Below are 24988 nucleotides of genomic sequence, written 5' to 3'. Positions count from 1 at the left end.
CCCAGGGAGAGTCATGCCCGAGACAGCTTCGCGCACGTCCAGCACAGCCAACTCACGCCCCTGTGACCAGATTCCGCTCCCCTCGGCCCTTCGGCTCAAGCCGACGACGACCTCGTCCGCACTCCCCCACCGCGTCGACAGCCGCATCGGCGTCGGTCTCGCCGGCGGCTTCTACCCGGCTCCGCACCGCTACGAGCTGTATCTGTCGCACAGTTGTCCGTTCTCGCTGCGTATCGCCATCACGCTCGGACTGCTCGGTCTGCGGGACTCGGTCGCCACCACACTCCTGGCGGACCCCGCGCGGACACCCGACGCCTTCGCCTCACTGCGCCGCGCCTACGAGGCCACCGAGCATCACTTCGACGGGCCGCTCACGGCGCCCGCCCTGTGCGACCGGTGGAGCGGACGCATCGTCAGCAACCACCCGCCCGCCATCCTCCGCGATCTCGCCGGGCTGCTCTCCGGTCACACCACGACGTGCCCGTCCACGCTCCGTCCTCCGTCCCTGACCGTAGAGATCGATGCCCTCCGCGATCTGCTGGACCGCGATGTCACCGCGTCCGCCGCGCCGTCGGAGCTCGGGGCGGCCCTGGACCTGCTGGACTGCCAACTCAGGGGAAGCGCCTACGTGTTGGGCGACTTCCTCACGGCGGCGGACGTGGACGTGTGGACGGCGCTCACCGGTCTCGGCCGGTCCCGCGCCCTCGGCTCACGCCCCCGGCTCCTGGACTACGTACGCCGTCTCGGTGATCACCCGGCCTTCCGGCACGCGCACGACGTGTTGCCGCTCGCGACGGAGGTCTGACGCTTCCGGCGGAAGCGTGCGCGCCGGGCAGGTGGGTGGTTCTCGTACGAACGGCAAGCGCCGTTCCACGGCCACCGGCCCGGCCCTCGGAACAGTCCCACACGCGGAACAGTCCCTCACACGGACCGGTCACCCGCCCTGACCGGTCACTCGCGCGCACCGGTCCCGCGCCCGGACCGGTCACTCGCGCGGAACCAGCAGGATGCTGACACCGTTCACCGTGGAGGTCCACCGGCGGCCCTGCTCCAGGGCCTCGCGCCCCGGACCGAGAATCCGCTCCTGGAGCACCACCGCCGAGTCGCGGAGTTCCTCCCACGGCTCAGTCGTCTCGAAGGCACGCCGGGACCGCTCCACGGAGCCGACCAGAGAGCGGCAGGCCGCTTCCACGTCGGGGACGTTCTGGCCGGCCGATCCGACGCCCTCGAGCGACCACGTCATCCACAGGTGGCCCATGCCATCACTCTGTCCCATCACCGGAACCGACGCATTCCCAGCGCGCGGAGCTCGCGCCGAGCGGGTCCACCGCTCCGGTACCGCAGGGTGCGTCAGCCCGTTGCACGGCCGCATCCGAACCGGCCGTCACCGGCATCGCCCCCGGCCCTTGTCACACTGTCCGCACCACCACCCAGGAACGGGTCGACGGGCCGTGAGGCGCCGACCCGCGCGCAGGCGACCCCGACGGAAGTGAGCAATCCTGGCGAAAGCCGCCTCATCAGGGCGTGCCTCGAAGGACCCGGTCCAGGCAGGCGTCTCCATGAAACCCGCACCGCCCCTTCTCCGGCCGCTTCCGCGGCGGCCTTCACCGGTGTCGGGTCCGCCCGCGTCCGGTGGATCCGCCGGGTCCCCGCGGCTGGGCCGGCTGGACGCCCTGCGGGGGATCGCCGCGCTGCTCGTGGCGGTGGACCATTCCTCGTACTCCTTCTTGGCGGAGTTCCGGGCGCAGGTGATGCCCCAGATCGACATCGGCCGGTACGGCGTCATGCTGTTCTTCCTGGTGAGCGGTTACGTCATTCCCGCCTCGCTCGAGCGACGGGGCTGTGTCAGGAGCTTCTGGATCGGGCGGGCGCACCGCATCTATCCGCTGTGGGCCGTGGTGGTGGGCTCGGCCCTGGCGCTGAACCTGGTCGGCGTCGCGCATCTCGGCACTCGCTTCGAGGGGCGGAATCCCGTCACGGTCGCCGTCGCGCACACCACCCTGCTCCAGGAACTGCTGGGCACGCCGAGTGTCGTCCTCGTCCTGTGGACCCTGTCGTACGAGCTGGCTTTCTACCTACTGGTCGTCGCCCTGTTCACGGTCCGGCTCCACCGGCGCTCGGCGACCGTCTCGGTGGCGCTGGGAGCGCTGGCCGCCGTGAGCGCGACCGCGGCGTTCGTGCCACCGGCGTCCGCGCTGACCTCCGCGGTCGGCGCGGGGCCGCTCGTCGCGCTCGCCGCCACGGCGCTGGTGTTCGCCGTCCTCTGCGGGAGTTCCGGGAGGTCCGGGCTGCGGCTGCCGGGGGCCGTGGCGGGAGGCGTGCTCGCGCTGGTGCTGGTCTCCTTCAACGGCACCGTTCCGCTCTGGGAAGGCCTCGTGATCCTGGCCGTGATGTTCCTCGGCACCGCGATCCAGCGGGCGGAGAGCGGGGAGAGCACCTGGCCGCGCGCGGCCCGCACCGCCGTCGCGGTGGTGATCTGCGCCGTGGGGAGCGCGTACGCGTACGGCGACACCGCTCCGTTCGCACGGCGCGGCTGGATCACGGCCTTCGTGCTGGCCGTGCTCACCTTCGGCGCGGCCCTGGCGCTGCGCCGCCGAAGGATTCCCCGCGCGCTGACCTGGCTGGGGACGGTCAGCTACTCGGTGTACCTGGTGCATCCGGTCGTGCTGGCGATGAGCGACGGCGTGATCGGCCGGTCCCGGCGCGACAGCCCCGTACTCGAAGCGGTGTTCTTCGCCGTGCTGCTGCCGTTGTGCGCGATGACCCATCGCTTCGTCGAGGTGCCGGGTCTGGCCCGCGGCCGGGAGCGGATCCGTCGCATCGGCCGAGGATCGGACGGCAACCTTTTCGCTTCCGGCGGCGACTGACGGGTACACCACCGGCTCGATCCTCCGAACGGATGCGCATGAAGGAAACGAGGCAGCCCGCGCGACGGCGACGCGGACGTCGGCCGACGCCGCGGGCCGTCACCCCGGTCGCCCTGGTCGCGGTCGGTGCCCTGGTCTGTCTGGTCGTGGCGTTCCGGCCCGACCACCGGGCCGCCACGGGAGACAGCGCGGGCTCGCCGGCCGCCGGTTCCCGCGGGACGGCCACTCCCGACCGGGAATCTTCGACCGGATCGACGTCACCCCGGGCGCCCCGGTCGCACAGCCCTGCCGCCTCACCGACCGCGACGGCCCGCCCCTCCACCGCGTCGGCGCGGCCATCGGCCTCGAACACCTCCCGCACCACGCCGACGACCGCCTCGCTGTCGGGACGGATCCGTCCAGGTGTCGACCACCGGGGTGTGGCGACCATGTACGACGCGGGGAACGGCGACGGCGCATGCTCCTACGGTCCGACCGACGACGTCATGACCGCGGCGATGAACCACACCGACTACGAGACGTCCAAGGCGTGCGGGGCCTACGTGCGGGTGCGCGCCGGCGGTGGCGCGAGCATCACGGTCCGGATCACCAACGAATGCCCGACGGGCTGCACCCCCGGCCAGCTCGATCTCAGCGCCCAGGCGTTCGCCCGGCTCGCGAACCCGGTGGCCGGCCGGATCCCGATCACGTGGAAACTGCTCAGCCCCGGCGACGCCGGCACGGTCGCCCTGCGCTACAAGACCGGGTCGAGCCGCTACTGGTGCGCGCTCCAGGTGATCGGTCACCGGAATCCGCTGGCCCGGCTCGAACTCCGCTCCGGCGGCGCATGGCGGCCACTTCCTCGCACCGACTACAACTACTTCCTCGCCGAGGACGGCGGCGGCTGCGGCGGCGCGATCCGGATCACCGACATCTACGGTGAACGGCTGACCGTCGACGGCATCGCGCTGCGACCCGACGCCGTGCAGACGACCCGGCTCCAGTTCGCGCGCCACTGACCCGTCCCGCCCCACCCCGTTCCGTCGCGTTCCAGCGAGCGCGTCCCCTCGCGCCCCCTCGCACCCCGGCTCGCGCCGGAGCGCACCCGGGCGCTCGGACGCACTCGGACGCACTCGGAGCGTGCCCTGGGCGAAGACTCCTTCTCCGGAACGGTCGCCCTGCCGGACCGGCTACTCCGCGCGCCTGCCGCAGGCCACGCCCTCGGCGGGCGGTCCCGGCGGGGAGGGAACGGTGACCGAGCCACCGCCCGCGACGACAGCGGTCGCCGGCTCGGCGGGTGCCGGTTTGCGGAGCAGCAGCAGGGCCGCGTCGTCGTGCAGTCTGCCGCCCACATGGGCCTGGAGCTCGGCGTCGAGCGCGGCGAGCGTGGAGGCCGGCTCGTCGGACACGTGCCGGGCGAGTCCCTCGGCGAGGGCGTAGAACTCCCGGCCGTGGTCACGCGCCTCGGTGACCCCGTCCGTGTACAGCAGGAGCTGATCGCCGTCCGCCAGGGGCAGCACCTGGAGACTCGGGGTCTCCCCCGTCAGGGCCCGCAGCCCGAGCGGCGGAGCGGGATTCACGGGGTCGAACGACACGACGCTCCCGGACGCCCTGACGTGCAGCGGAGGCGCGTGTCCGCAGTTCACGACCTCCAGCCGGCCCGGTTCCGGGTATCCGGCGACCACGGCCGTCACGAAGTCGTCGTAGCCCAGGTTGCGCGCGAGACTCCGTTCGATCCGGGCCACGACGGTGAGGAGGTCGGGCTCGTCGTAGGCCGCTTCGCGGAAGACTCCGAGCACGAGCGCGGCGGTACCCACGGCCGGCAGGCCCTTGCCCCGGACATCACCGATGATCATGCGGACTCCGTACGGCGTCGGCACCAGCGCGTAGAGATCCCCGCCGATCCGGGCCTCGGCCGCGGCGGCGCTGTAGCGGACGGCCACCTGGAAGGGTCCGACACTCGACGGTATGGGGGCGAGCAGCGCGTGCTGGGCGGCCTCCGCGACGGAGCGGACGGCCGCGAGGACCCGTTCCCGGCGCCAGCGCAGCGCGCTGGCCAAGGCGCTCGCCCCGGTGACGGCCCCGAGGGCGGACAGGACGGCGAGAAGCTCGGCACCGGGAACACCGTCCCGGGCACCCAGCAGCGCGCTCAGCACCGCGGCCAGGACTCCGACGCACAGCACGCCGAGCGGCCGGCTGGTGGTGGCCGCCAACGCGGGTCCGGCTGCCAGCAGCGGCAGCCAGATCACCCCCGCTCCACCGGCCAGGTCGATGAGCACGACGGCTCCGACGACCAGTAAAGGCAGCACCGAGGTGCCGAAGGCGAGGTGGGCGGCGCGCTTGCGGGCCGCCGCTCCGGAACCGACGCCCCGGCTCCAGAACATCCTTTTCGGCCAGTGCTCGCTACCGTGCTCTCGGGCCTGACTCATCCTCGCCGCAGTCCTCACCTGGGTTCACTGAAATGTCCGGTTGGTCTAGGAAAGACGTTCGAGACCTGATCCACAAGCGCGGGGATTTCAAATAGTGAGCGACAGGCTCCTGGTCACCCGGTTCGCGGTCGGAATCAGTCGCGTGAGGACGTCGTCGAGCCGGGACAGTCGCTCGGCGGGGAGCGAGACACCCAGCGAGCCCAACGTGCCCCCGCTGTACACGGGTACGGCGACACAGACCGTTCCCAGAGCGTACTCCTCCAGGTCCGTGACGGCCGGAGCCACCGGCGACGAGGCCAGATGGCGCAGCAGTTCCCGCCGGCTCGTGATGGTCCGAGGAGTGAGATCGGGGAGCGCGTGGCGGGCGAGGTAGTCGTTGCGGGACTCCTCGTCCATCTCGCGCAGGACGGACTTCCCCAGCGCGGTGGCGTGTCCGGCGTCCTCGAATCCGACCCACAGGTCGACCCGGGGTGCGCGCGGCCCGTCGACGATCTCGGCGACCCTGATCTCGCCGTCCTCGTAGAAGGTGAGGTACGCGGCCGAGGCGAGTTCGTCACGCAGAGCGGCGAGCACGGGACGCACCCGGCTGAGCAGCGCCTGCCCGCGGCCCTGGGTGCGCAGCGTCTGCATCTTGTCGCCGAGGATGAATCCACCGTCGTCGAGTTTGCGGATGTAACCGTCGTGGACGAGGGTCCGGAGCAGGTGGTACGCGGTGGCGAGGGGCAGCTCGGTCTCACGTGCGAGCTGTTTGGCGGGCGCGCCGTTCTCGTGCGCGCTCACCGCCTCCAGAAGGCGGAAGGCCCGCTGGACCGAGGTGATGAGCGTGGGCCCGTCGCGAGCTCCCATGCCACCAGCGTGCGCCGAGCCCACGAGACAGGCAAGGCGTCACCGGCCCCCGTCCGATCCGGACCCCATCGCGTGACGGACGCGACACGCCCGATCACACCCGGCCACGACGGCACGTGCCGTGTCGCCACCCGGCGGCCCGCCGCCGATCCGAGCGACGCGCCCGGTGTGCCGTAGCCCCCCACCGGAACACGACCCGGCGCGAGGCACGCGCCGACGCCAGCCCCTGGCGAGGCATGCACCTGAGGCATGGGCGCCCAGCGGGCCGCCGACCCCGGCGAGGTAGCCCGGCGCACCGCACCCACCGAAACCGGCCCCGGCCAACGGCCCGGGGCGTCGGCACCTCGCGAGCCCGCCGCCCCCCAGGCGACGCGCCCGAGGCGTCGCCGCCCCAGCGGAACACGATCCCGCGCGAGGCACACGGCCTGCCGCCCGACACCAGCCCCTGGCGAGGCCCCCAGAACGTCGGATCCCAGCGGCACGCCGGTCCCGGGTGGAGCACCCTGGGGCGTCCCGCCCGGGACCGGCGGGCTCAGGAGTGGTCGGACCCGCGCCGGGTGAAACCGGTGCCGCCGAAGCGGCCGAGGAGACCGGCGAGCCGTGCCGTCTCCTCCTTGGTCCACGCCGGCTCGGCGAAGACCTCCTCGGCGACCCGTTCGGCGGTCACGAGCATCTCCGCCAGGCGCTCCCGGCCGGTCTCGGTCAGGGCGGCGTAGGCCACCCGCGCGTCACGCGCGTCCGGGTCCCGTCTGACCAGGCCGATCCGCTCCAGCGGTACGAGTCCGCGGGTGACACCGGACGCGGTCAGCCCCAGCGCCTCCGCCAGGTCCACCCGGCGCATACGGTCGCCCGGGGCCTCGGACAGGCGCAGGAGCATCGCGAAGTCGGCCAGGCTCACCCCGTGCAGTCCGCCGAGGCTCGCGTCGAACCGCTTCACCAGGGCGGCCTGCGCCCGCACCAGACGCAGTACCGCGTCCAGCCCTCCACTCATCGACATCTCCTTGCCATCTCCTTGATATCTCTTTGACTACTCAAGCATCTGTGAAACACAGGTCCCCCTCGGCCTTCCGGGCATCAGGGGGTGTTCTGCGCGATGGCCCGGCGCTGTCGTTTGCCGAGGGGCGCCTGGGAGAGATCCTCGGACTGGGACTTGAGCCGCTTGAAGCCGTAGCCGCGCTCGGTGAGCCAGGCCGTCGCGGCGGCCTCGGCCCGTTCGACGGCCTCCAGGATGTCCTCCTCCGCCTCTCCCGAGTCCAGGTAGCGGAAGGTGAAGGCGGGCCGGGCGGCCACGTCGTAACTGAGGTGCCCTTCGGGGGTGAAGGCCGCCCGCAGAACGTCGTGTTCCGGGGCCTGTGCCAGAAGTTCGGCACGCTGGTCGGCGCTGAGTCCGTCGAAGACACCGCGAACGGTGATACGGAAGGTGCGTGTGGTCATCGGACGAGCGTAACGAACGGGATCGGCCCTGTTCCACCGCGTTTCCGGTGAGCTCACCGTCGGCGCGCAGTGCGGGGACGGACCGGGGCGGGACAGCCGCACCCGGTCCTCACGCCGCGGCCCGGGCGCTCAGTGGCCGTGGTGCCGGCAGTCCCAGTGGGCCTTGACCCACACCTTGTCCCAGTGACCGGGAACGTAGACCCACTTCTGCACCCAGCCGTGGTGGTGGTGACCGTGGTGCCAGGAGTCCTGGTGGACCCACTTCTTGACCCAGTGTCCGGGCACCCACTTCTTCTCCCAGTGGCCCTTCTTCCACTCGCAGCGGTCGTGGTGACCGTGGTGGTCGGGGGCCGTCACCGACGGTGTGGGCGGCGGCGCCGGGCTCGCTGCGGCGGCACTGGACGTTCCCAGGGCGGCCCCTCCGGCCAGTAGCGCTGTCGCGGCCGCACCGGCGAGCAGTCGCCGGGGGCTGATGCGTGTGGTCATCGGACTCACCTCCCTCGCAATGTGATGGACGTGCGCAACGTGGGCCGGTGTCCATGAAGTTCGCGCCGAAGCTGACGGTGCGTTTCCAGGCCCTCGATGCGCGGGACATAGGGTATTCGGAGCGACAAAAGGTACGTATGAGGATAGACCTAGGTGTGTTTTCGGTACGAGTTTTCGAGAGGGGGCGACCACGGCCGGCGCCGGGAACGCGCAGGGCCCCGGTTCATCCACGGGCCGGGTGGCCACGAATACACGGTGACGCGGTCCCTCCCCCGTCGCGGAACCGGTCGCCGACCGCACCGGCTCCGCGCTCGCCGAACACGACGGAGGAGCCGGGCGAGAAGGAAGCAATGGACGGATTCTGTGAGCGATGCCAAGACCGGCCGGGACGGAGAGGGTTCGCGACCGCGCCCCTCGGCGGAGACGTGGCTGGACGCTCGGCTCGAACGCGCCGCGCAGGGTGACCAGGACGCGTTCGCCGATGTGTACGACACCCTCGCGCGGCCGGTCAAAGGCCTGATCTGCCGCGTACTGCGGGACGAGGCCCAGGCCGAGGAGGTGGCGCAGGACGTGATGGTGGAGATCTGGCGGACCGCGGACCGCTACCGCCCCGAACTCGGCACCGCCCGGGGATGGGTCCTGACCCTCGCGCACCGGCGGGCCGTCGACCGGGTCCGGCACGTCCAGGCCAGTACGGAACGGGAGCGGCGCAGTGCCCTGCTCGCGGAGGACCGCCCGTTCGACGAGGTGGCCGAGGCCGTGGAGCGGCACGAGGAGCACGACCGTGTGCAGCGCTGCCTCGCCGACCTGGAACGTCATCAGCGTGTGCCCCTGGTGCTCGCCTACTACGAGGGCATGACCTATCTGGAGGTGGCCGCCTGCCTGGCGACCCCGGCGGGCACCGTGAAGTCCAGGATGCGCACCGGGCTGCGGCTGCTGCGCAGATGTCTGGAGGCCGGCCGATGACGCCCGCCGCCGACCCGCATCAGCTCGTCGGCGCGTACGTCCTGCACGCCCTGCCGGCGGCCGAGGAGGCCTCCTTCGAGAACCATCTCGCCGGCTGCGCCGCGTGCCGGGACGAGGTGGCGGAGCTGTCCGAGGTCACCGTGCGGCTCGCCTCGGCGCAGGACGCGACCCCGTCCCCCGAACTGCGCCGGAGTGTCCTCGAACAGATCGCCCACACGCGCCAGGAGCGTCGGCCCCGCGCCCTCCCGGTTCACCGGCGGGCCCTGCGGATGGCGCTGGCCGCATGTCTGGCCCTCGCGGCCGCGCTCGGCGGGATCGCCGTCTGGCAGCACACCCGGGCCGAGGACGCGCAGGCCGAAGTCGCCGCCACGATGGCACAGGCGTCCGCCCTCTCCGACCTCCTGACGGCCCGGGACGTGAAGATCAGCACGCAGAAGCTGGACAACGGGGCCGACATCAGCGTCGTCGCCTCCCGTTCCCAGGGCCGGGCGGCCTTCATCGCCTCCGACCTGCCCCGCCTCGGAAACGACCAGGTCTACGAGCTCTGGTACGCCGCCGACTCCGGCGCCCTCCGCCCGGCGGGCCTGCTCACCGGCTCCGGCGGCGGACAGGCCCGGCTGCTCCACGGCCCCCTGCACGACGTCAGCGCCGTGGGCATCACCGCCGAACCGGCGGGTGGATCACGGCAGCCCACGAGTGAGCCGCTCGGCATCGTCACGGTGCCCGCCTGAGGTCCCCGGGCCCACCGATGGGCACCCGCGTGGGAGACCGCGGTCACCCATCGTCACGAACCGCAGCAAAGTTGTGGGTTACCTGATTTGACGCCCCAAAACGGGATAGTTAACTTTTGATGCAATTCATTCTTGATCATCCTATGCTGATGTGAGGGAGGGCTCGGGCGGCGGTCAACAGCCGGTCCTGGACCGGCGGGAAGCGGGCTTCCATGGCTGAGCGGTTCAAAAACTCGGGGCTGATCGGCGAGTTGTCCGGTGAGTTCCTCGGCACGATGATTCTCATCCTGTTCGGGTGCGGCGTGGTGGCCCAAGTGGTCGCCGGCGGAGCACTCACGACGCCGCCGGGCGGTCTCGGCAACCACGACAGCATCGCGTGGGCCTGGGGCATCGGCGTCACCATGGGCATCTACGTCGCGGCACGGCTGAGCGGCGCCCACCTCAACCCCGCGGTCACCGTCGCGCTGGCCACGTTCAAGGATTTCCCGTGGCGCAAGGTGGCCCCCTACGTGATGGCCCAGATCGTCGGCGCCTTCGTCGCGGCGATGATCGTGCGCTGGAACTACACGGAGGCCCTGGCGAAGGTCGACCCCGGCCACACCATCAAGACCCAGGGCGTGTTCTCCACACTGCCCGCCAACGGCAACCCGAACCTGCCGGTCCACGAATGGGGCGCGTTCCGCGACCAGATCATCGGCACGGCCATCCTGCTCCTGGTGATCTTCGCGGTCACCGACCTCCTCAACACCCCGCCCGGCGCGAACCTCGGCCCGTTCATCATCGGTCTGCTCGTCGTGGGCATCGGCATGGCATGGGGCACCCTCGCCGGCTACGCGATCAACCCGGCACGAGACTTCGGACCGCGTCTGGCCAGCTTCCTCACGGGATACGGAGGGGCCTGGCGAGATCAGTACGGCAACCTCTACTTCTGGGTGCCGATCATCGGTCCGCTGATCGGCGGTGTCCTCGGCGCCGCCATCTACAAGCTCTTCATCGGCCGGTTCCTGCCGATGGCCGAGCCCGAGCCGCCGGGACAAATCCCGGCCCCCCAGGACTGACACCCGCAGCAGAGGCGGCGACCCATGGCTGACTTCGTGGGCGCGGTGGACCAGGGGACCACCAGCACCCGATTCATGATCTTCGACCACGCGGGCAACGAGGTGGCGAAGCACCAACTGGAACACGCCCAGATCCTTCCGCGCTCCGGATGGGTCGAGCACGACCCCGTGGAGATCTGGGAACGCACCAACTCGGTGATCCAGAACGCGTTGCGGCACAAGAACCTGGGCGCCGAGGACCTGGCGGCGATCGGCATCACCAACCAGCGGGAGACCACGGTCGTGTGGGACCCGCGCAACGGCCGTCCGTACTACAACGCCATCGTCTGGCAGGACACCCGGACCGATTCCATCGCCGCGGCCCTGGAGCGTTCCGGCCGGGGCGACGTCATCCGCCGCAAGGCGGGGCTGCCGCCGGCGACATACTTCTCCGGCGGCAAGATCCAGTGGATCCTGGAGAACGTCGACGGGGTCCGTGAGGCGGCGGAGCGAGGGCACGCCCTGTTCGGCAACACCGACGCCTGGGTCCTGTGGAACCTGACCGGCGGCCCGGACGGCGGCGTCCACGCCACCGACGTGACCAACGCCAGCCGCACCATGCTCATGGACCTGGAGACCCTCGACTGGGACGACGAACTGCTGGGCTTCTTCGGGGTGCCGAGGGCCATGCTGCCCAGCATCAACCCCTCGTCCGACCCCGAGGCGTACGGCACGGCACGCACCTCCAGGCCACTGCGCGCCGCCATCCCCATCACCGGGGTGCTCGGCGACCAGCAGGCGGCCACGGTCGGGCAGGTCTGCTACGCGCCCGGCGAGGCCAAGAACACGTACGGCACCGGCAACTTCCTGGTCCTCAACACCGGTACGGAGCCGGTTCGTTCGCGGCACGGCCTGCTGACCACCGTGGCCTACCGGTTCGGGGGCGAACCCGCCGTCTACGCGCTGGAGGGCTCCATCGCGGTCACCGGCTCCGCGGTGCAGTGGCTCCGCGACCAGATGAAGATCATCACGGACGCGGCCGAGAGCGAGACACTGGCGCGCACGGTGGAGGACAACGGCGGGATGTACTTCGTCCCGGCGTTCTCCGGCCTGTTCGCCCCGTACTGGCGATCCGACGCCCGCGGCGCGATCGTGGGACTCGCCCGGTACAACAGCAACGCCCACCTGGCCCGGGCGACGCTGGAGGCCATCTGCTACCAGAGCCGCGATGTCGTCGAGGCGATGGAGCAGGACTCCGGAGTCCATCTCGACGTCCTCAAGGTCGACGGCGGTGTGACCGCCAACGACCTGTGCATGCAGATCCAGGCCGATGTCCTCGGCGTACCCGTCAGCCGTCCCGTCGTCGCCGAGACCACCGCGCTCGGCGCCTCGTACGCGGCCGGTCTGGCCACCGGTTTCTGGCGGGACACCGACGAACTGCGCACCCACTGGCAGGAGTCCAGGCGCTGGGAGCCCCAGTGGTCGGAGGACAGGCGGCAACAGGGGTACGCGGACTGGAAGAGGGCGGTGGAGCGCACGCTGGACTGGGCGAAGGTGGAATAGCCGGGCGCACCGGGCGTCCCGGTGACCGGCAGTGCCGCGTTCGGCTCCCGACCCGTGTCGCGTCGGGGGCCGAACGCCGCCGAGAGCGCGTTCCCGGTGTGCGGTCGCGAACCCTCGCGATCGCGCGCGAGGCCGCCGCGTCCCGGGTGCGTTCCGGGGCGTATGCCACCGGCGGCCCATCATTCCACCTCCCGGGGCCACACGCCGAATGATCACCCCCGGTCACGCGTCCACCACCTCGGCTTCTCTATGCTCGGGGGCGAACCTTCGCATCCATGAGGAGCAGAGCAATGAGCGAAAACGTCTTCTTCGAGGTCACGGCCGACGGCAAGCCGCTGGGCCGCATCGAGTTCAAGCTCTACGACGACGTCGTCCCGGAGACCGCGCGGAACTTCCGTGAGCTCGCCACCGGCCAAAACGGTTTCGGTTACGAGGGCTCGCCGTTCCATCGCGTGATCCCGGACTTCATGCTCCAGGGCGGCGACTTCACGCGGCAGAACGGCACGGGCGGCAAGAGCATCTACGGCGAGAAGTTCGCCGATGAGAACTTCAAGCTCAAGCACACCAAGCCGGGTCTGCTGTCGATGGCCAACGCGGGCCCGAACACCAACGGCTCGCAGTTCTTCATCACCACCATCGTCACCGGCTGGCTGGACGGCAAGCACGTCGTCTTCGGCGAGGTCGTCGAGGGCATGGACGTCGTGAAGGCGATCGAGGCGCTCGGCAGCGGTTCCGGCACCACCTCCAAGAAGATCGTCATCTCCAAGAGCGGCACCGTCTGAGCGGTCCGGCAACTGCCGGATCCCTCCCACGGACGCGTGCCGGCGGGGGCGGCGGGTGACGCACCCGCCGCCCCCGCCGGGCGGTCCGCCGCACGGGACCCCGCGGCCACCGGAACCGATCGTGCCCCACGGGTCGCGGCGCCTCGAAAGAGTTCAGCCGGATTCGTGGCCGGAACCCGTAGTCCAGGGGACCGGCCCGCCCGCGAGGGGTAGCCCTCCCCGAACACGCCGAAGCGTGCTGGGGTTGGGGGGAGCTGGCCCGAGTGAGTTGGTGGGGGCGGACACCGGGTAGACGCTTGTCAGCACGCGCGCAGCGGCGCCGAGCCGTCCGTCGACTGCGTGCGGAAGGGGCCTACGGGCCCGTACTGCGTGACGTGCTGCCCGCTCTCGCGGGGGTCGTCATCACCTTGTGCGCGGTCGTCGCCGGACTCGCCGTCGGCTACCGCGTGGCCGGTATCGGCGTACCCGTCGCCGCTCTGGCCGTCCTGGCCGTCGTCACCCCCGCCGCGGTGCGGCGGCACCGGCCGACGGCCCGTCGGCGCCTCGGCTTCTACACGCCGGAGGAACTCTCGGAGCTGGACACCCAGGGACTGGCCCTGGCCGTCTCCCGGATGCTGCGCCGGGACGGCTGGCGCGTGCAACAGGCCCGCGCGACCGAGGGCCGCGTCCGCGTCCGCGCGCGGAACGGTCAGGGTCACCGTCTGGAGGTCGCCTTCCGGCCCGTGGCCGAGCCGCTGCCGGACGAGGACACGCCCTCGCACTCGGGACGTCCGGGCGGTCCCGCCCCGCCGCTGCGCATCGTGGTGCACCGCGGGGCCTTCACCCGGCGTGACGTCCAGTGGGCGCGACGCCAGGGCGGTGTCCGACTCATCGACGGTTCGTGCCTGCGGCACTGGGCGCACGGAACCCCGCTGAACGAACTCGGCGACTCCTCCTGGAGCCCGTACGAACCCACGTCCTAGCGCGTACGGACCCCTCCCTCCCGAGCCGGTACGCACCCGTTTCCCGAGCCCGCCCGGACCGGCCCACGGCCGCATCACCCCCACCACAGTCCTCACTCCGGCCTCCGGCGCAACAGCGGTTTCTTCGGCAACAGACAAGGTCAGCGGCATATACGCGTTCCCACCAGGTAGTTGAAGGAAAGCCCTTCGCACGGGCCGACGGGCCGCATAGCGTGCGAGGACCCGAGCCGTTCCCCCACTGTCCCGCGGCCCGTGCACGCCGGGCCCGCACCCCACCAGGAGGCCGGCATGTCGTACGACAGCTCCGCCCCACGGCCCGCGCGACCGCCGCGGGGACACCACAACTCCTTCGCCCCGCACGTCCCGGACCCGGCCGCGGCGGAACCCTTACGCGGCGGGGCATCCCCCCACGCCTGGACCGGGCACCACCGCGATCTGCGCGTCCTGCGGCGCGCCTACCGCCGCCAGCGGCGCGTGACCACCTTCGCGGTGCTCGGCTGCTTCACCCTCTTCCTCGGCCTCTGCGCCGGCTCTCCCGGTCTGATGGACCGTCCCGTCGCCGGCGGTCTCTCGGCCGGCCTGGTCATCGCCCTCGGCCAGATCCCCGCCACCTGGCTCGCCGTACTCGTCTACGAACGCACCGCCCGCCGCTACGTCGACCCACTCGCGCGCCGTGTGAACCGGAGCGTGCCGTGGGCCAGCGGCGAGCAGGAGCGGAAGCGGTGAGCGGCCTCGCCGGCTCCACGCAGTCCTGGTCCCTGGTCGCCTTCTCGATCGCCGTCACGGTCACGCTGCTGCTCTGCGTTCTCACCGGCCCCGACAGCGACGACCTCGCCGAGTTCTACACCGGCTACCGCTCGCTCTCCCCGCTGCGCAACGGGCTCGCCATCGCCGGCGACTACATCTCCGCGGCGACCGTCCTGACCATCGGCGGTGTGATCGCCCTGTGTGGTTTCGACGGGGTCGTCCTGGCCCTCAGCACCCTGCTCTCGCTGCTCGTGCTGATGTTCCTGCTGGCCGAACCCCTGCGGAACACGGGCACGTTCACCATGGGTGACGTGCTGGCCCGCAGGATGCCGAGCCGGGCCGTCAGGATCACGGGGTGCGCGGTCACGATCGCGGCTCTCGTACCGATGATGCTCGTCCAACTCGCCAGTACCGGGCAGTTGTTGGCGTTCATCCTCGGCTTCACGGACAGTTCCATGAAGACGGGCTGCATCGTGGGCGTCGGCACTCTGATGATCATCTACGCGGCCATCGGCGGCATGCGGGGCACCGCGTTGATCCAGCTTCTGAAGATGGTCGTGCTCCTCGGTTCCGGAATCACCGTCGCCGTGCTGATCCTCGGCCAATTCCACTGGAACCCGGGGGCGTTGTTCACCGCGGCCGCGCACCGCAGCGGCTCACCGGACGCCTTCCTGCACGGCGGACTCCAGTTCGCCGGAGGCCCGCATCCTCGCCTCGACATGATCAGCACCCAGTTCGCCATCGTCCTGGGCGGCGCCTGTCTGCCGCATGTGACCATGCGGATGTTCACCGCGAACAGCGCACGCCAGGTACGGCGTTCGATGTCCTGGGCGGTGTCCTCGGTGGCGTTGTTCATGCTCGTGGCGGGCGTCATCGCCATCGGCGCGACGGCGATGATCGGCCGGTCCGGCGTCACCGCCGCCGACCCGCGCGGGCACACCGCCTATCTGCTGGGCGCACGTGCCGCGTTCGGCCCCGTGGTGTCCCGGGCCGAGACCCTGGTGTTGACCACGGTCACCACGGCCATCTTCCTCACCCTGCTCGCCTCGGTCGCCGGCATGACCCTCGCCTGCGCCAACTCGCTCGCCCACGACGTCTTCGCGGGCCGGCGCACCGCCATGTCGCCCCAGCGCGAGACGGGCTTCGCGCGCGGCTCCGCCCTGGTCGTCGGCGCGCCCGTGATCGCCCTCGCGGTCCTCGTCCAGGATCGGAGCCTTCAGCCGCTGGCCACGATGTCCTTCTGCGTGGGCGCCTCGGCGATCGCCCCGGCCCTGGTCTACAGCCTCTTCTGGCGCCGCTACACCCGCGCCGGCCTGCTGAGCACGCTCATCGGCGGCACGCTCGCCGTCCTGGTGCTGATGCCGGGCACCAGACTGGTGTCCGGCTCCCCGACGTCCGCCTTTCCCGCCGCCGACTTCAACTGGTTCCCGTTCACCACCACGGGGCTGGTGTCCATCCCGCTCGGCTTCGCGTTCGGCTGGCTCGGCAGCATGCTGTCCGGACGCCGCGCGGCGGACCGGGAACGCGGGGTGTACGAGAGTGTCGAGAGCCTGATCCTCGCGGGGCCGCGGCCCAGGGACCGGTGAGGGTCGCGGGCCGCGGCCCAGGGAGCTGTGCGCGGCGGGAGCGGTGGGAGCAGCGGGATCGCCGCCACTCTCACCGGGGCCGTCCATCCGGCCTCTGCCGTCCTCGCCTCAGGAGCCGTCGACCACGATCTCGCGCTTGAGGATCTTGCCGGTGGGTCCCTTGGGCAGTTCGGCCGCGATCGTGACGAGGCGGGGGTACTTGTACGCCGCGACCCGTTCCTTGGCGTGCGCCCGGATCTCCTCGCACGTGGCCTCGGCGCCGGGCCTGAGCGTGACCACGGCCGCGACCTCCTCGCCGTGCAGGGGGTGCGGCACGCCCACGACGGCGGCCTCGGCGACGGCGGGGTGCTCGTACAGCACCTCCTCGATCTCGCGCGGGTAGACGTTGTAGCCGCCGCGGATGATCATGTCCTTCTTGCGGTCGACGATGAAGTAGAAACCGTCCTCGTCGACGCGGGCCAGGTCACCGCTGTGGAACCAGCCGTCGCGGACCGCGTCCGCGGTGGCGTCCGGGCGGTTCCAGTACCCGGTCATGACGTTCTCGCCGCGGATGACGATCTCGCCCACCTCTCCGGGCGCGGCCGTGCCGCCGTCCTCGGCGACGAGCCGCATCTCGACACCGCGGATCGGCAGGCCGATCGAGCCCGCCTTGCGCGGACGGTCCGGGTGGTTGAACGCGGCCACCGGTGATGTCTCGGACAGCCCGTAGCCCTCCAGGACGGCCGCGCCGAAGCGCCTCTCGAATCCGTGCAGGACCTCGACCGGAAGCGCGGCCCCACCGGAGACGGCCAGGCGCACCAGCCCGGCGTCGAAGCCGTCGGGGAGTTCGGCGTGCAGCAGCGCCGCGTACATGGTCGGCACGCCGAGGAAGACGGTGACCTCGTCCCGGGCGATGATCTCCAGCGCGCCGCGCGGGTCGAACCGGGGCAGCAGGGTCAGCGTGGCCCCGGTCGCGACGGCCACGTTGAGCGCGCAGGTCTGGCCGAAGGCGTGGAAGAGGGGCAGGCCGCCGAAGAGCACGTCGTCCGGTCCGACCTGGAGGAGGGTCTCAGCCGTGGTGAGGGTGTTGCTCGCCAGGTTCCGGTGGGAGAGTTCGGCGCCCTTGGGCGTTCCGGTGGTACCGGAGGTGTAGAGGATGAGGGCGGGGTCCTCGTCGGCCCGGTCCGGGGTGTCGCGCAGGGGCTCGTGGCCGCGCAGCAGGGCGTCGAAGGTCCGGGGGTCGGTCACCAGGCAGTCGGTGCCCGTCTCGGCGGCGGCCTTCGTCACCTCGTCGGCGAACAGCGGGAAGACCAGCGCGACGCGCGCTCCGCAGTCGCGCAGGGTGAAGGCGACCTCGCGGGCCTTGAGCAGCGGGTTCATCGGGACGACGACACCGCCGGCCCGCAGGATGCCGTAGTAGAGGACCGGGAACAGCGGGACGTTGGGCATGGTCAGCGCGACACGGTCGCCCGGCTGGACGCCGCGGTCCCGCAGCAGCGTGGCCACGCGCGCGCTCGCGTCGTCGAGTTCGGCGTAGGTGAGCGTGTGGTCGTCGTGGCGGACGGCGACGTTCTCGCCGTGGGCCGAGACGGTGGCGGCCAGAAGGGTGACGAGGTTGGTCATGCCGTGGATCTCCTTGCGTTCGTCGCGCGGGTCGCGGCGGTGCCGCGCGGTCGGATCACATCGCGAAGCGTGACCCAGCGGTGTGCGTCCTGGCTACCGGATCCCGGCGGGAAGGCCGGCCGGATCCGCGGCGGGTGGCGTTGGTGTTCCGGCGGCCCATGATCCTCGAAAGCCGTAGGGGCGTGCACCACCCGGCGCCCTGTCATGTTCGCCTCCATTCCGTCGCGCGTTCACCTGCCGGTGAGCGGCCCCCCATGAGCGGCCCGGCAGGTGAACGGCGTCATGCTAGGTTCCTCGACCACCGCCGCGCTTGTCGTGGCGGGACAGGAGACTTGGCTTTTCGGGACACCATTGGAGCGTGCCCATGAGACCGCTGGTCCGCACCGCCGCACTGAGCGGCTATGTCGAGCTGTGCCGCTCCCTGGACATCGATCCGCAGGCGCTGCTGAAGCGGGTGGGTCTGGACACCGCGGCCCTCACCGTCCAGGACCGGTGGATCTCCGGTACGGCGGCCGTCCAGGTGCTGGAGCTGTCGGCGGCCGAGTCGGGCCACGAGGACTTCGGGGTGCGGCTGGCGGAGTTCCGCCGCTTCTCCACCCTCGGCCCCATCAGCCTCGTGGTCCGCGAGGAACCGGACGTGCGCAGCGCGCTGGAACTCCTGATCCGCCATCAGTACATGTACAACGAGGTGCTGCACACCCGGCTGTCCGAGGGCGACGGACTGGCGACGCTGAAGGTGGATCTGCGGCTCGGCGAGGCGATGGAGTCCCGGCAGGCGACGGAGCTGGCCGTCGCCGCGTACCACCGCATCCTGAGCGACTTCCTGCACGCTCGCTGGCAGCCGCTGTCGGTGTGGTTCCGGCACTCCGCGCCGGCCGACACCTCGGCGCACCGGCACGCGTTCGGGCCCATCGTCCAGTTCGACCGCGAGATCGACGGGATCGTCTTCTACGCCGATGACCTGGACGCCCCCAACGCCATGGCCGACCCGCTGATGCGCGAGTACGCCCGTCAGTACTTCGACGCGATCGCCGTACCGAAGGACACCACGGCCGCGGACCGGGTGCGTGAACTGATCGAGGTCCTGCTGCCGACCGGGCGCTGCTCGATCGAGCAGGTCGCGCGCAGCCTCGGCGTCGACCGGCGCACGGTGCACCGTCATCTGGCCGCGTCGGGCGAGACGTTCTCCTCGATCCTCAACGTCACCCGGCGCCATCTCGCGGAGCAGTTCGTGGCGAACCCCCGGCGGTCGCTGACGGAGATCTCCGACCTGCTGGGGTTCTCGTCGCTGAGCGGGTTCTCCCGGTGGTTCCGCGAGCAGTTCGGGTGCAGCCCGCGAGCGTGGCGCGGGAGCCGGACTCCGTAGCGGCCCCCACCCCGCGTGCGGCCCAACTCCCCTGCTGGTACTGCCGTGACGGGCGGGACGGCTGTACGGGCCACACGTCGGCCCCTTCGCGTGCCGCCTCACCCGATGTCCCCAAATGACAAATCATCCGTCCCCTGACGGCAAGCACGTCCCTGGACTCGGCCCTACCTTTGCACCACCGCACAGCACAACGCGGTCGGCCGTCGGAGGGAGCCGAACCACTCCCCCGGACTCCCTCCGGACCGGCCGATCGCAGCGGGCCGCCTCGCGCCCGCTGTCACCGGTGCCCCGCATCGATCCCCGCCGGACGTCCCAGGCCCGCGCAGCACGCGGCGATGCCCCCGGCGAGTGATCACCGATCCGACGAAGGAGACGGACCGTGCATTTCCACGACGACTCGCTGTTCCCCGAGAACCAGGAAAAGCTCGTCATCCAGGCCGCCCCCTACGGGCCCGAATGGCTTCCCGGCGACGCCGACGACCTCCCCCTGACGATGGACGAACACGTACAGGCGGCCGTCGACTGCTACAACGCCGGTGCCACCGTTCTCCACATCCACGTCCGCGAGCTCGACGGCAAGGGCTCCAAGCGCCTGTCCATGTTCAACGAGCTGATAGGACGACTGCGCGAGGCCGTGCCGGACATGGTCCTGCAGATCGGCGGCTCGATCTCCTTCGCCCCGGAGGGCGAGGGCTCCGATGCCAAGTGGCTCGATTTCGACAGCCGTCACATGCTCGCCGACCTGGACCCGAAGCCGGACCAGGTCACCATCGCGATCAACACCAGCCAGATGAACATCGTCGAGATCATGACCGACGACGATCTGGAGGGCACCTCGATCGCCAAGCCCGACTACTACAAGGCCTACCGGGACATGTACCTGGAAGCCGGCCCGGACTTCTATCTTGAGCACCTCAGGCGGCTGGGCGAGAACGGAATCCAGCCGCACTTCCAGCTCGCCACCCTGGCCCAGCTCGAAACCGTGGAGCGGCTCATCCGGTCCGGCGTCCACACCGGCCCGCTGGTCCTCAACTACGTCGCGATCGGCGGCGGTTTCGCCGGCCGTCACCCCGCGGACCTCATCGAGTTCGTCCGTCGCGTCCCCGACGGCGCCGTCCTCACCATCGAGAGCTCCATGCGGGCCGTGGCACCCATGAACGCGATCGGCATCGCGCTCGGCGTGCACGTCCGCGTGGGCAACGAGGACAACCTGTGGCGGCGCAAGGGCGAGCGCATGTCCAGCGTCGAGCAGGTCGAGCAGATGGTGCAGATCTCCCAGGCGCTCGGCCGTGACATCGCGACCGGTGCCGAGGCCAGGAAGATCTACAAGATCGGCGAGACCTACGCGAGCACCGACGAGACCCTCGCCCAGCTCGGGATGGTGCCCAACCGCCGTCCGGGCCGGCGCGGCTTCATGCTGCGCGACGCCTGACCCCACCACTCCCCGCCTCGCCGGTCCGCACCCGCGGACACGGGACGGACTCAGGGCGCCCGCTCGGCCGTCCCACGGACACGGACCAAGGGCGCCTCGTCCGGCCGCCGCACCGGCCGGCCCGGCGACCCGTCCTCGGCGACGATCCGCCGCGGCCGCCACGCCAGGGGCCGCCGGGGCCAGACCCCCCGGTTCCGGCGGCCCCTTCCTCCCCGACCACCACCCGACACGAACAACGGAGCGCCCCCGTGGCCCACGCCATTCGATTCAAGGAGACCGGCGGTCCCGAGGTCCTGCGCCGGGAGGAGGTCGTCGTCGGCGACCCCGGCCCCGGCGAGGTCCGAATCCGCCACCACGCCGTCGGACTCAACTTCGCCGACACCTACTTCCGCACCGGCCTCTACCCCGCGCCGCTGCCCGCCGGGCTCGGTGTCGAGGCGGCGGGCGTGATCGAGGCGGTCGGCGCGGGCGTCACCGGGTTCACGGAGGGCGACCGGGTCACGTACACCGGGAGTCCGCTCGGCGCCTACAGCACCGAACGCGTCATGCCCGTCGACTCCTTGATCCCGCTGCCGGACGGCATCGGCTTCGAGACCGCCGCGGCGATGACGATGCGCGGTCTGACCTCCGCGTACCTGCTCCGCAGGATCCACCCCCTCGCGGCGGGCGACTCGATCCTGCTCACGGCCGCGGCGGGCGGCGTCGGCCTCATCGTCTGCCAGTGGGCCAAGCTGCTCGGGCTCAATGTCATCGGCACCGTGTCCACCGAGGAGAAGGCCGAACTGGCCCGGGCGCACGGCTGCGACCACGTCATCCACCACCAGCGCGAGAACGTGGCCGAGCGGGTGCGCGAACTCACCGACGGCGCCGGGGTCCCGGTGGTCTTCGACAGCGTCGGCAGGACCTCGTACGCCTCCTCGCTCGCCTCGCTGCGACGCCGCGGCCTGCTCGTCTGCTTCGGCACCGCCTCCGGCCCCGTCCCGCCCATCGACGCCATGCAACTCGCCGTCCAGGGCTCCCTGTTCGTCACCCGGCCCGCCCTCGCCGACTACATCGCGGACCCCGCGGAGCGGGCTGAGCTCGCCGGCGAACTCTTCGACCACGTCGGCTCCGGCCGCATCGACATCAAGATCAACCAGCGCTACGCCCTCGAGGACGCCGCCCAGGCGCACCGCGACCTGGAGGCGGGACGGACCACCGGATCGTCCGTCTTCGTCCTCTGATCCCCAGCTCTCCCCGCGGTTCAACTCCACTCTCTCCAGGAGGAAGCACCATGGAACACACGCTCGCTCCGCCCGAGGGCGCGCCGGTCCGCGCCCACCACCGCGGCTCTATCCGCGTCGAGCCGCTGACCTGCTCGATCGGCGCGGAACTGTCCGGTGTGAACCTCGGCGAGGCCGCGCGCGACGACGACCTCTTCGCCGAGATCAAGTCCCTGCTGCTCCAGTACAAGGTGCTGTTCCTGCGCGACCAGGACATCACGCGCGCCGAACACGTCGCCTTCGCCGAACGCTTCGGCGCGCTGGAGGACCACCCGGTGGCCGGCAGCGACCCCGAACACCCCGGCCTGGTACGGATCTACAAGGACCTGGACAGTCCGGCCGAGCACTACGAGAACGCCCTGCACACCGACGGTACTTGGCGCGAGAACCCGGCGATGGGCGCCGTACTGCGCTGTGTCGAGGGACCGCCCGTCGGCGGGGACACGATCTGGGTCAACATGGCCGAGGCGTACCGCCGGCTGCCCGAGGACATCCGCACCAAGATCCGTGGTCTGCGGGCCAAACACAGTATCGAGGCCACCTTCGGCGCCGTGATGCCCCAGGAGAAGCGGCACGCCCTCAAGGCTCAGTTCCCGGACGCGGAGCACCCGGTGGTGCGCGTCCACCCGGAGACCGGTGAGGAAGTCCTCTTCGTCAACGCGTTCACCACCCACTTCGTCAACTACCACACGCCCGAGAACGTCCGGTTCGGACAGGACTTCGCCCCCGGCGCCGGCCTCCTGCTCAACTACCTGATCGCCCAGGCCGCGATCCCGGAGTACCAGGTGCGCTGGCGCTGGACCCCGAACAGTGTCGCCATCTGGGACAACCGCTCCACCCAGCACTACGCCGTACAGGACTACTGGCCCGCCGTCCGCCGCATGGAGCGCGCGGGAATCGTCGGCGACAGACCGTTCTAACCTCCTTCCTCCAACAGCGCGTGAGGTGATGACAATGGAGTTGCACACCACTGCTGGGCCCCTCTCCGAGACGGACACGACCGCCTCGTCCGGATGGCCCGTGTCCCGACGTTATGCCTGGGTGGTCTTCGCGCTCAGTTTCGGCCTGCTGCTGTCCGACTACATGTCCCGGCAGGTCCTCAATGCCGTCTTCCCGGACCTCAAGAGCGAGTGGCTGCTCTCGGACGCCAGGCTCGGCACCCTCAGCAGCGTCGTCGCCCTCATGGTCGGCCTGCTCACCTTCCCCATGTCCCTGATCGCCGACCGCTGGGGCCGGGTGAAGAGCCTGCTCCTCGCCGCGGTGATGTGGAGCGTGGCGACCCTCGGCTGCGCCCTCTCCGCGAACTACGACCAGATGTTCGTCGGCCGCCTCTTCGTGGGCGTCGGCGAGGCGGCGTACGGAAGCGTCGGCATCGCCGTCGTCCTGAGCATCTTCCCGATCGGGCTGCGCGCCACCCTCTCCGGTGCCTTCATCGCGGGCGGGGCCTTCGGTTCGGTCCTCGGCGTCTCGATCGGCGGCGCCGTCGCCGAACACCTGGGCTGGCGCTGGGCGTTCGGCGTCATGGGCGTCTTCGGCCTGGTGCTGGCCGCGGTCTACGGTCTCGTCGTCACCGAGACGAGGCTGAGGCCGGAGGCCGGTTCCACCGGGGCCGGGCCCGATCCGGGGCCGCGCGGCCGGCTGCGCCTGCTGCTGCCCCGGCTGTTCTCCTCCGTCTCGGTGATCAGCGCCTACGTGGGCAGCGGTCTCCAACTGTTCATCGCCGCTTCCCTGATGGCCTGGCTGCCCAGCTACTTCAACCGCTACTACGACATGCCCACCGCGAAGGCGGGCGCGACGGCCGGCGTCTTCATCCTCGTGATCGGTATCGGCATGATCGGCGGCGGCATCGTCTCCGACCGCATCAGCCGGGCGTTCCCCATCCGTAAGTGGGCGGTCGCCATCGGGTGCAGCCTCGGCTCGCTCGCCCTGCTCATGACCGCGTTCCGGCTGCCGACCGGGCCGCTCCAGCTCGTGGTGCTGGCGGCCGGAGCCCTGCTGTCGGCCGGCACGGCCGGTCCCGCGACCGCCATGGTGGCCAACCTGACCCCCGCGGCCATCTCCGCGACGGCGTTCGCCACCCTGACCTTCGCCAACAGCCTGCTCGGGCTGGCCCCCGGACCCGCCGTCACGGGCGCGCTCGCCGACCACATGGGGCTGCTCGGCGCCCTGCGGATCGTCCCGCTCGGGGCGCTCGCCGCCACCGCCGCGTTCCTGATCGGGCGTCACTTCTACGAGCGTGATCTGCGCCGTCTGACGAGCGGTCCCGCCCCGGCGTCGGAACCGGAGGAGGCGGTGGTGACCGCGTGAGCGCCGGAACCGACTCGGTGATCGTGATCGTCCCAGGGCTGCGCGAGCATGTCGCGGACCACTGGCAGACCCTGCTGGCGGACCGGCTGACCGAGGCGGGACGCACCGTACGCACCGTCCCGCCGCTCACCGAGGACGGTCTGAGCCGCGAGGCCCGTGTCGCGGCGCTCGACAAGGTGATCTCGGAGACCGAGGGTCCCGTCGTGCTCGTCGCGCACAGCGCCGGCGTGATCACCACGGTCCACTGGGCCCAGGGAGACACGACCCGGGTGCGCGGAGCCCTGCTCGCGACACCGCCGGACTTCGGAACCCCGCTGCCCGCGGGCTATCCGACCCCGGACGTCCTCCACGAGAACGGCTGGACGCCGGTGCCCCGGACCCCGCTGCCCTTTCCCAGCGTCGTCGCGGCCAGCGCGAACGACCCCCTCGGCACGGCCGAGCGGATCGCCGCACTGGCCCGCGACTGGGGCGGCACCCTGGTCGAACTCGGCGAGGTCGGCCATCTCAACCCCGCGTCCGGCCACGGCCCGTGGCCGCGCGCGGAGGAACTGCTCCGCGACCTCGAAACCGGCTGAACGGCCGCGTCCAGCCCAGAAAGGCACCC

General features: G+C 71.2%; 24 protein-coding genes. 17 read left to right on the top strand and 7 right to left on the bottom strand.

Features of this window, described 5'->3' with window-relative positions; translation table 11 throughout:
* The first annotated feature begins 13 nt into the window (after positions 1-13).
* Positions 14-805, top strand: a complete 792-nt coding sequence (locus ACIQ7M_RS17790) for a cell envelope biogenesis protein OmpA (protein ID WP_403644913.1) — start codon at positions 14-16, stop codon at positions 803-805.
* Positions 806-985: 180 nt separating this feature from the next.
* Here the strand turns inward: ACIQ7M_RS17790 and ACIQ7M_RS17785 are convergent, their stop codons facing one another.
* A complete protein-coding gene (locus ACIQ7M_RS17785) occupies positions 986-1276 on the bottom strand; it encodes a hypothetical protein (RefSeq protein ID WP_403644910.1) in 291 nt (96 codons plus the stop codon).
* A 334-nt stretch (positions 1277-1610) separates the two neighbouring features.
* Between ACIQ7M_RS17785 and ACIQ7M_RS17780 the strand changes: the two genes are divergently transcribed.
* Both ACIQ7M_RS17780 and ACIQ7M_RS17775 read left to right on the top strand, forming a co-directional pair.
* Entirely contained in the window at positions 1611-2867 is a 1257-nt protein-coding gene (locus ACIQ7M_RS17780; protein WP_403644907.1) for an acyltransferase family protein, read from the top strand.
* Positions 2868-2899: 32 nt separating this feature from the next.
* Entirely contained in the window at positions 2900-3865 is a 966-nt protein-coding gene (locus ACIQ7M_RS17775) for an expansin EXLX1 family cellulose-binding protein (protein WP_403644904.1), read from the top strand.
* 171 nt (positions 3866-4036) lie between these two features.
* Here ACIQ7M_RS17775 and ACIQ7M_RS17770 read toward each other — a convergent pair whose 3' ends face one another.
* From ACIQ7M_RS17770 to ACIQ7M_RS17750, 5 genes are all read right to left on the bottom strand, one after another.
* Entirely contained in the window at positions 4037-5275 is a 1239-nt protein-coding gene (locus ACIQ7M_RS17770) for a PP2C family protein-serine/threonine phosphatase (protein ID WP_403644901.1), read from the bottom strand.
* An 87-nt stretch (positions 5276-5362) separates the two neighbouring features.
* Entirely contained in the window at positions 5363-6121 is a 759-nt protein-coding gene (locus ACIQ7M_RS17765; RefSeq protein WP_386986819.1) for an IclR family transcriptional regulator, read from the bottom strand.
* 532 nt (positions 6122-6653) lie between these two features.
* A complete protein-coding gene (locus ACIQ7M_RS17760) occupies positions 6654-7112 on the bottom strand; it encodes a MarR family winged helix-turn-helix transcriptional regulator (RefSeq protein WP_403644897.1) in 459 nt (152 codons plus the stop codon).
* A gap of 83 nt (positions 7113-7195) precedes the next feature.
* A complete protein-coding gene (locus ACIQ7M_RS17755) occupies positions 7196-7555 on the bottom strand; it encodes a DUF6204 family protein (RefSeq protein ID WP_355773431.1) in 360 nt (119 codons plus the stop codon).
* Between the two features lie 129 nt (positions 7556-7684).
* Positions 7685-8041, bottom strand: coding sequence for a hypothetical protein (locus ACIQ7M_RS17750; RefSeq protein ID WP_355773434.1), 357 nt, complete (start codon positions 8039-8041; stop codon positions 7685-7687).
* A gap of 363 nt (positions 8042-8404) precedes the next feature.
* Here ACIQ7M_RS17750 and sigK point away from each other — a divergent pair, with 363 nt between their 5' ends.
* From sigK to ACIQ7M_RS17710, 8 genes are all read left to right on the top strand, one after another.
* On the top strand, positions 8405-9007 hold the full coding sequence (sigK, locus tag ACIQ7M_RS17745) for an ECF RNA polymerase sigma factor SigK (protein WP_355773436.1): 603 nt from the start codon (positions 8405-8407) through the stop codon (positions 9005-9007).
* Positions 9004-9738 (top strand): anti-sigma factor domain-containing protein, encoded by a 735-nt coding sequence (locus ACIQ7M_RS17740; protein ID WP_403644892.1) that lies wholly within the window; start codon positions 9004-9006, stop codon positions 9736-9738. Before sigK ends, ACIQ7M_RS17740 begins: the two co-directional genes overlap by 4 nt.
* 212 nt (positions 9739-9950) lie before the next feature.
* A complete protein-coding gene (locus ACIQ7M_RS17735) occupies positions 9951-10796 on the top strand; it encodes an MIP/aquaporin family protein (RefSeq protein ID WP_355773441.1) in 846 nt (281 codons plus the stop codon).
* Positions 10797-10820: 24 nt separating this feature from the next.
* Positions 10821-12338 carry a glycerol kinase GlpK gene (gene glpK, locus ACIQ7M_RS17730; protein ID WP_403644889.1) on the top strand — a complete coding sequence of 506 codons (1518 nt, stop codon included), beginning with the start codon at positions 10821-10823 and terminating at the stop codon, positions 12336-12338.
* Positions 12339-12628: 290 nt separating this feature from the next.
* Positions 12629-13120 (top strand): peptidylprolyl isomerase, encoded by a 492-nt coding sequence (locus tag ACIQ7M_RS17725; protein WP_355773445.1) that lies wholly within the window; start codon positions 12629-12631, stop codon positions 13118-13120.
* A 296-nt stretch (positions 13121-13416) separates the two neighbouring features.
* Positions 13417-14082 carry a hypothetical protein gene (locus ACIQ7M_RS17720; protein WP_386987226.1) on the top strand — a complete coding sequence of 222 codons (666 nt, stop codon included), beginning with the start codon at positions 13417-13419 and terminating at the stop codon, positions 14080-14082.
* Between the two features lie 288 nt (positions 14083-14370).
* Positions 14371-14808, top strand: a complete 438-nt coding sequence (locus ACIQ7M_RS17715; protein ID WP_355773449.1) for a DUF485 domain-containing protein — start codon at positions 14371-14373, stop codon at positions 14806-14808.
* Positions 14805-16415, top strand: a complete 1611-nt coding sequence (locus tag ACIQ7M_RS17710; protein WP_403644884.1) for a cation acetate symporter — start codon at positions 14805-14807, stop codon at positions 16413-16415. The genes ACIQ7M_RS17715 and ACIQ7M_RS17710 overlap by 4 nt, the downstream gene beginning before the upstream one ends.
* A 108-nt stretch (positions 16416-16523) precedes the next feature.
* On the opposite strand, the gene ACIQ7M_RS17705 is transcribed toward ACIQ7M_RS17710, so the two are convergent.
* Positions 16524-18017: a long-chain fatty acid--CoA ligase gene (locus ACIQ7M_RS17705; RefSeq protein ID WP_403644881.1), complete on the bottom strand. Its 1494-nt coding sequence runs from the start codon at positions 18015-18017 to the stop codon at positions 16524-16526.
* A gap of 364 nt (positions 18018-18381) precedes the next feature.
* Here ACIQ7M_RS17705 and ACIQ7M_RS17700 point away from each other — a divergent pair, with 364 nt between their 5' ends.
* The 6 genes from ACIQ7M_RS17700 (at position 18382) to ACIQ7M_RS17675 (ending at position 24959) form a co-directional block, all read left to right on the top strand.
* Positions 18382-19383 (top strand): AraC family transcriptional regulator, encoded by a 1002-nt coding sequence (locus ACIQ7M_RS17700; RefSeq protein WP_403645880.1) that lies wholly within the window; start codon positions 18382-18384, stop codon positions 19381-19383.
* Between the two features lie 379 nt (positions 19384-19762).
* Positions 19763-20815, top strand: coding sequence for a 3-keto-5-aminohexanoate cleavage protein (locus ACIQ7M_RS17695; RefSeq protein WP_355775651.1), 1053 nt, complete (start codon positions 19763-19765; stop codon positions 20813-20815).
* A gap of 248 nt (positions 20816-21063) precedes the next feature.
* The gene (locus tag ACIQ7M_RS17690) at positions 21064-22038 is read left to right on the top strand and encodes a quinone oxidoreductase family protein (protein ID WP_403644877.1); all 975 of its coding nucleotides are present in this window, start codon (positions 21064-21066) and stop codon (positions 22036-22038) included.
* 50 nt (positions 22039-22088) lie between these two features.
* Positions 22089-22997, top strand: coding sequence for a TauD/TfdA dioxygenase family protein (locus tag ACIQ7M_RS17685; RefSeq protein WP_403644874.1), 909 nt, complete (start codon positions 22089-22091; stop codon positions 22995-22997).
* A 100-nt stretch (positions 22998-23097) separates the two neighbouring features.
* Positions 23098-24384 (top strand): MFS transporter, encoded by a 1287-nt coding sequence (locus tag ACIQ7M_RS17680; protein ID WP_403644871.1) that lies wholly within the window; start codon positions 23098-23100, stop codon positions 24382-24384.
* The gene (locus ACIQ7M_RS17675) at positions 24381-24959 is read left to right on the top strand and encodes an RBBP9/YdeN family alpha/beta hydrolase (protein WP_403644868.1); all 579 of its coding nucleotides are present in this window, start codon (positions 24381-24383) and stop codon (positions 24957-24959) included. Before ACIQ7M_RS17680 ends, ACIQ7M_RS17675 begins: the two co-directional genes overlap by 4 nt.
* Positions 24960-24988 lie beyond the last annotated feature (29 nt).

The organism is Streptomyces sp. NPDC096324 (genome assembly GCF_044763015.1).
Lineage (GTDB): Bacteria > Actinomycetota > Actinomycetes > Streptomycetales > Streptomycetaceae > Streptomyces.
This window is presented reverse-complemented; position numbering and strand designations above follow the sequence as displayed.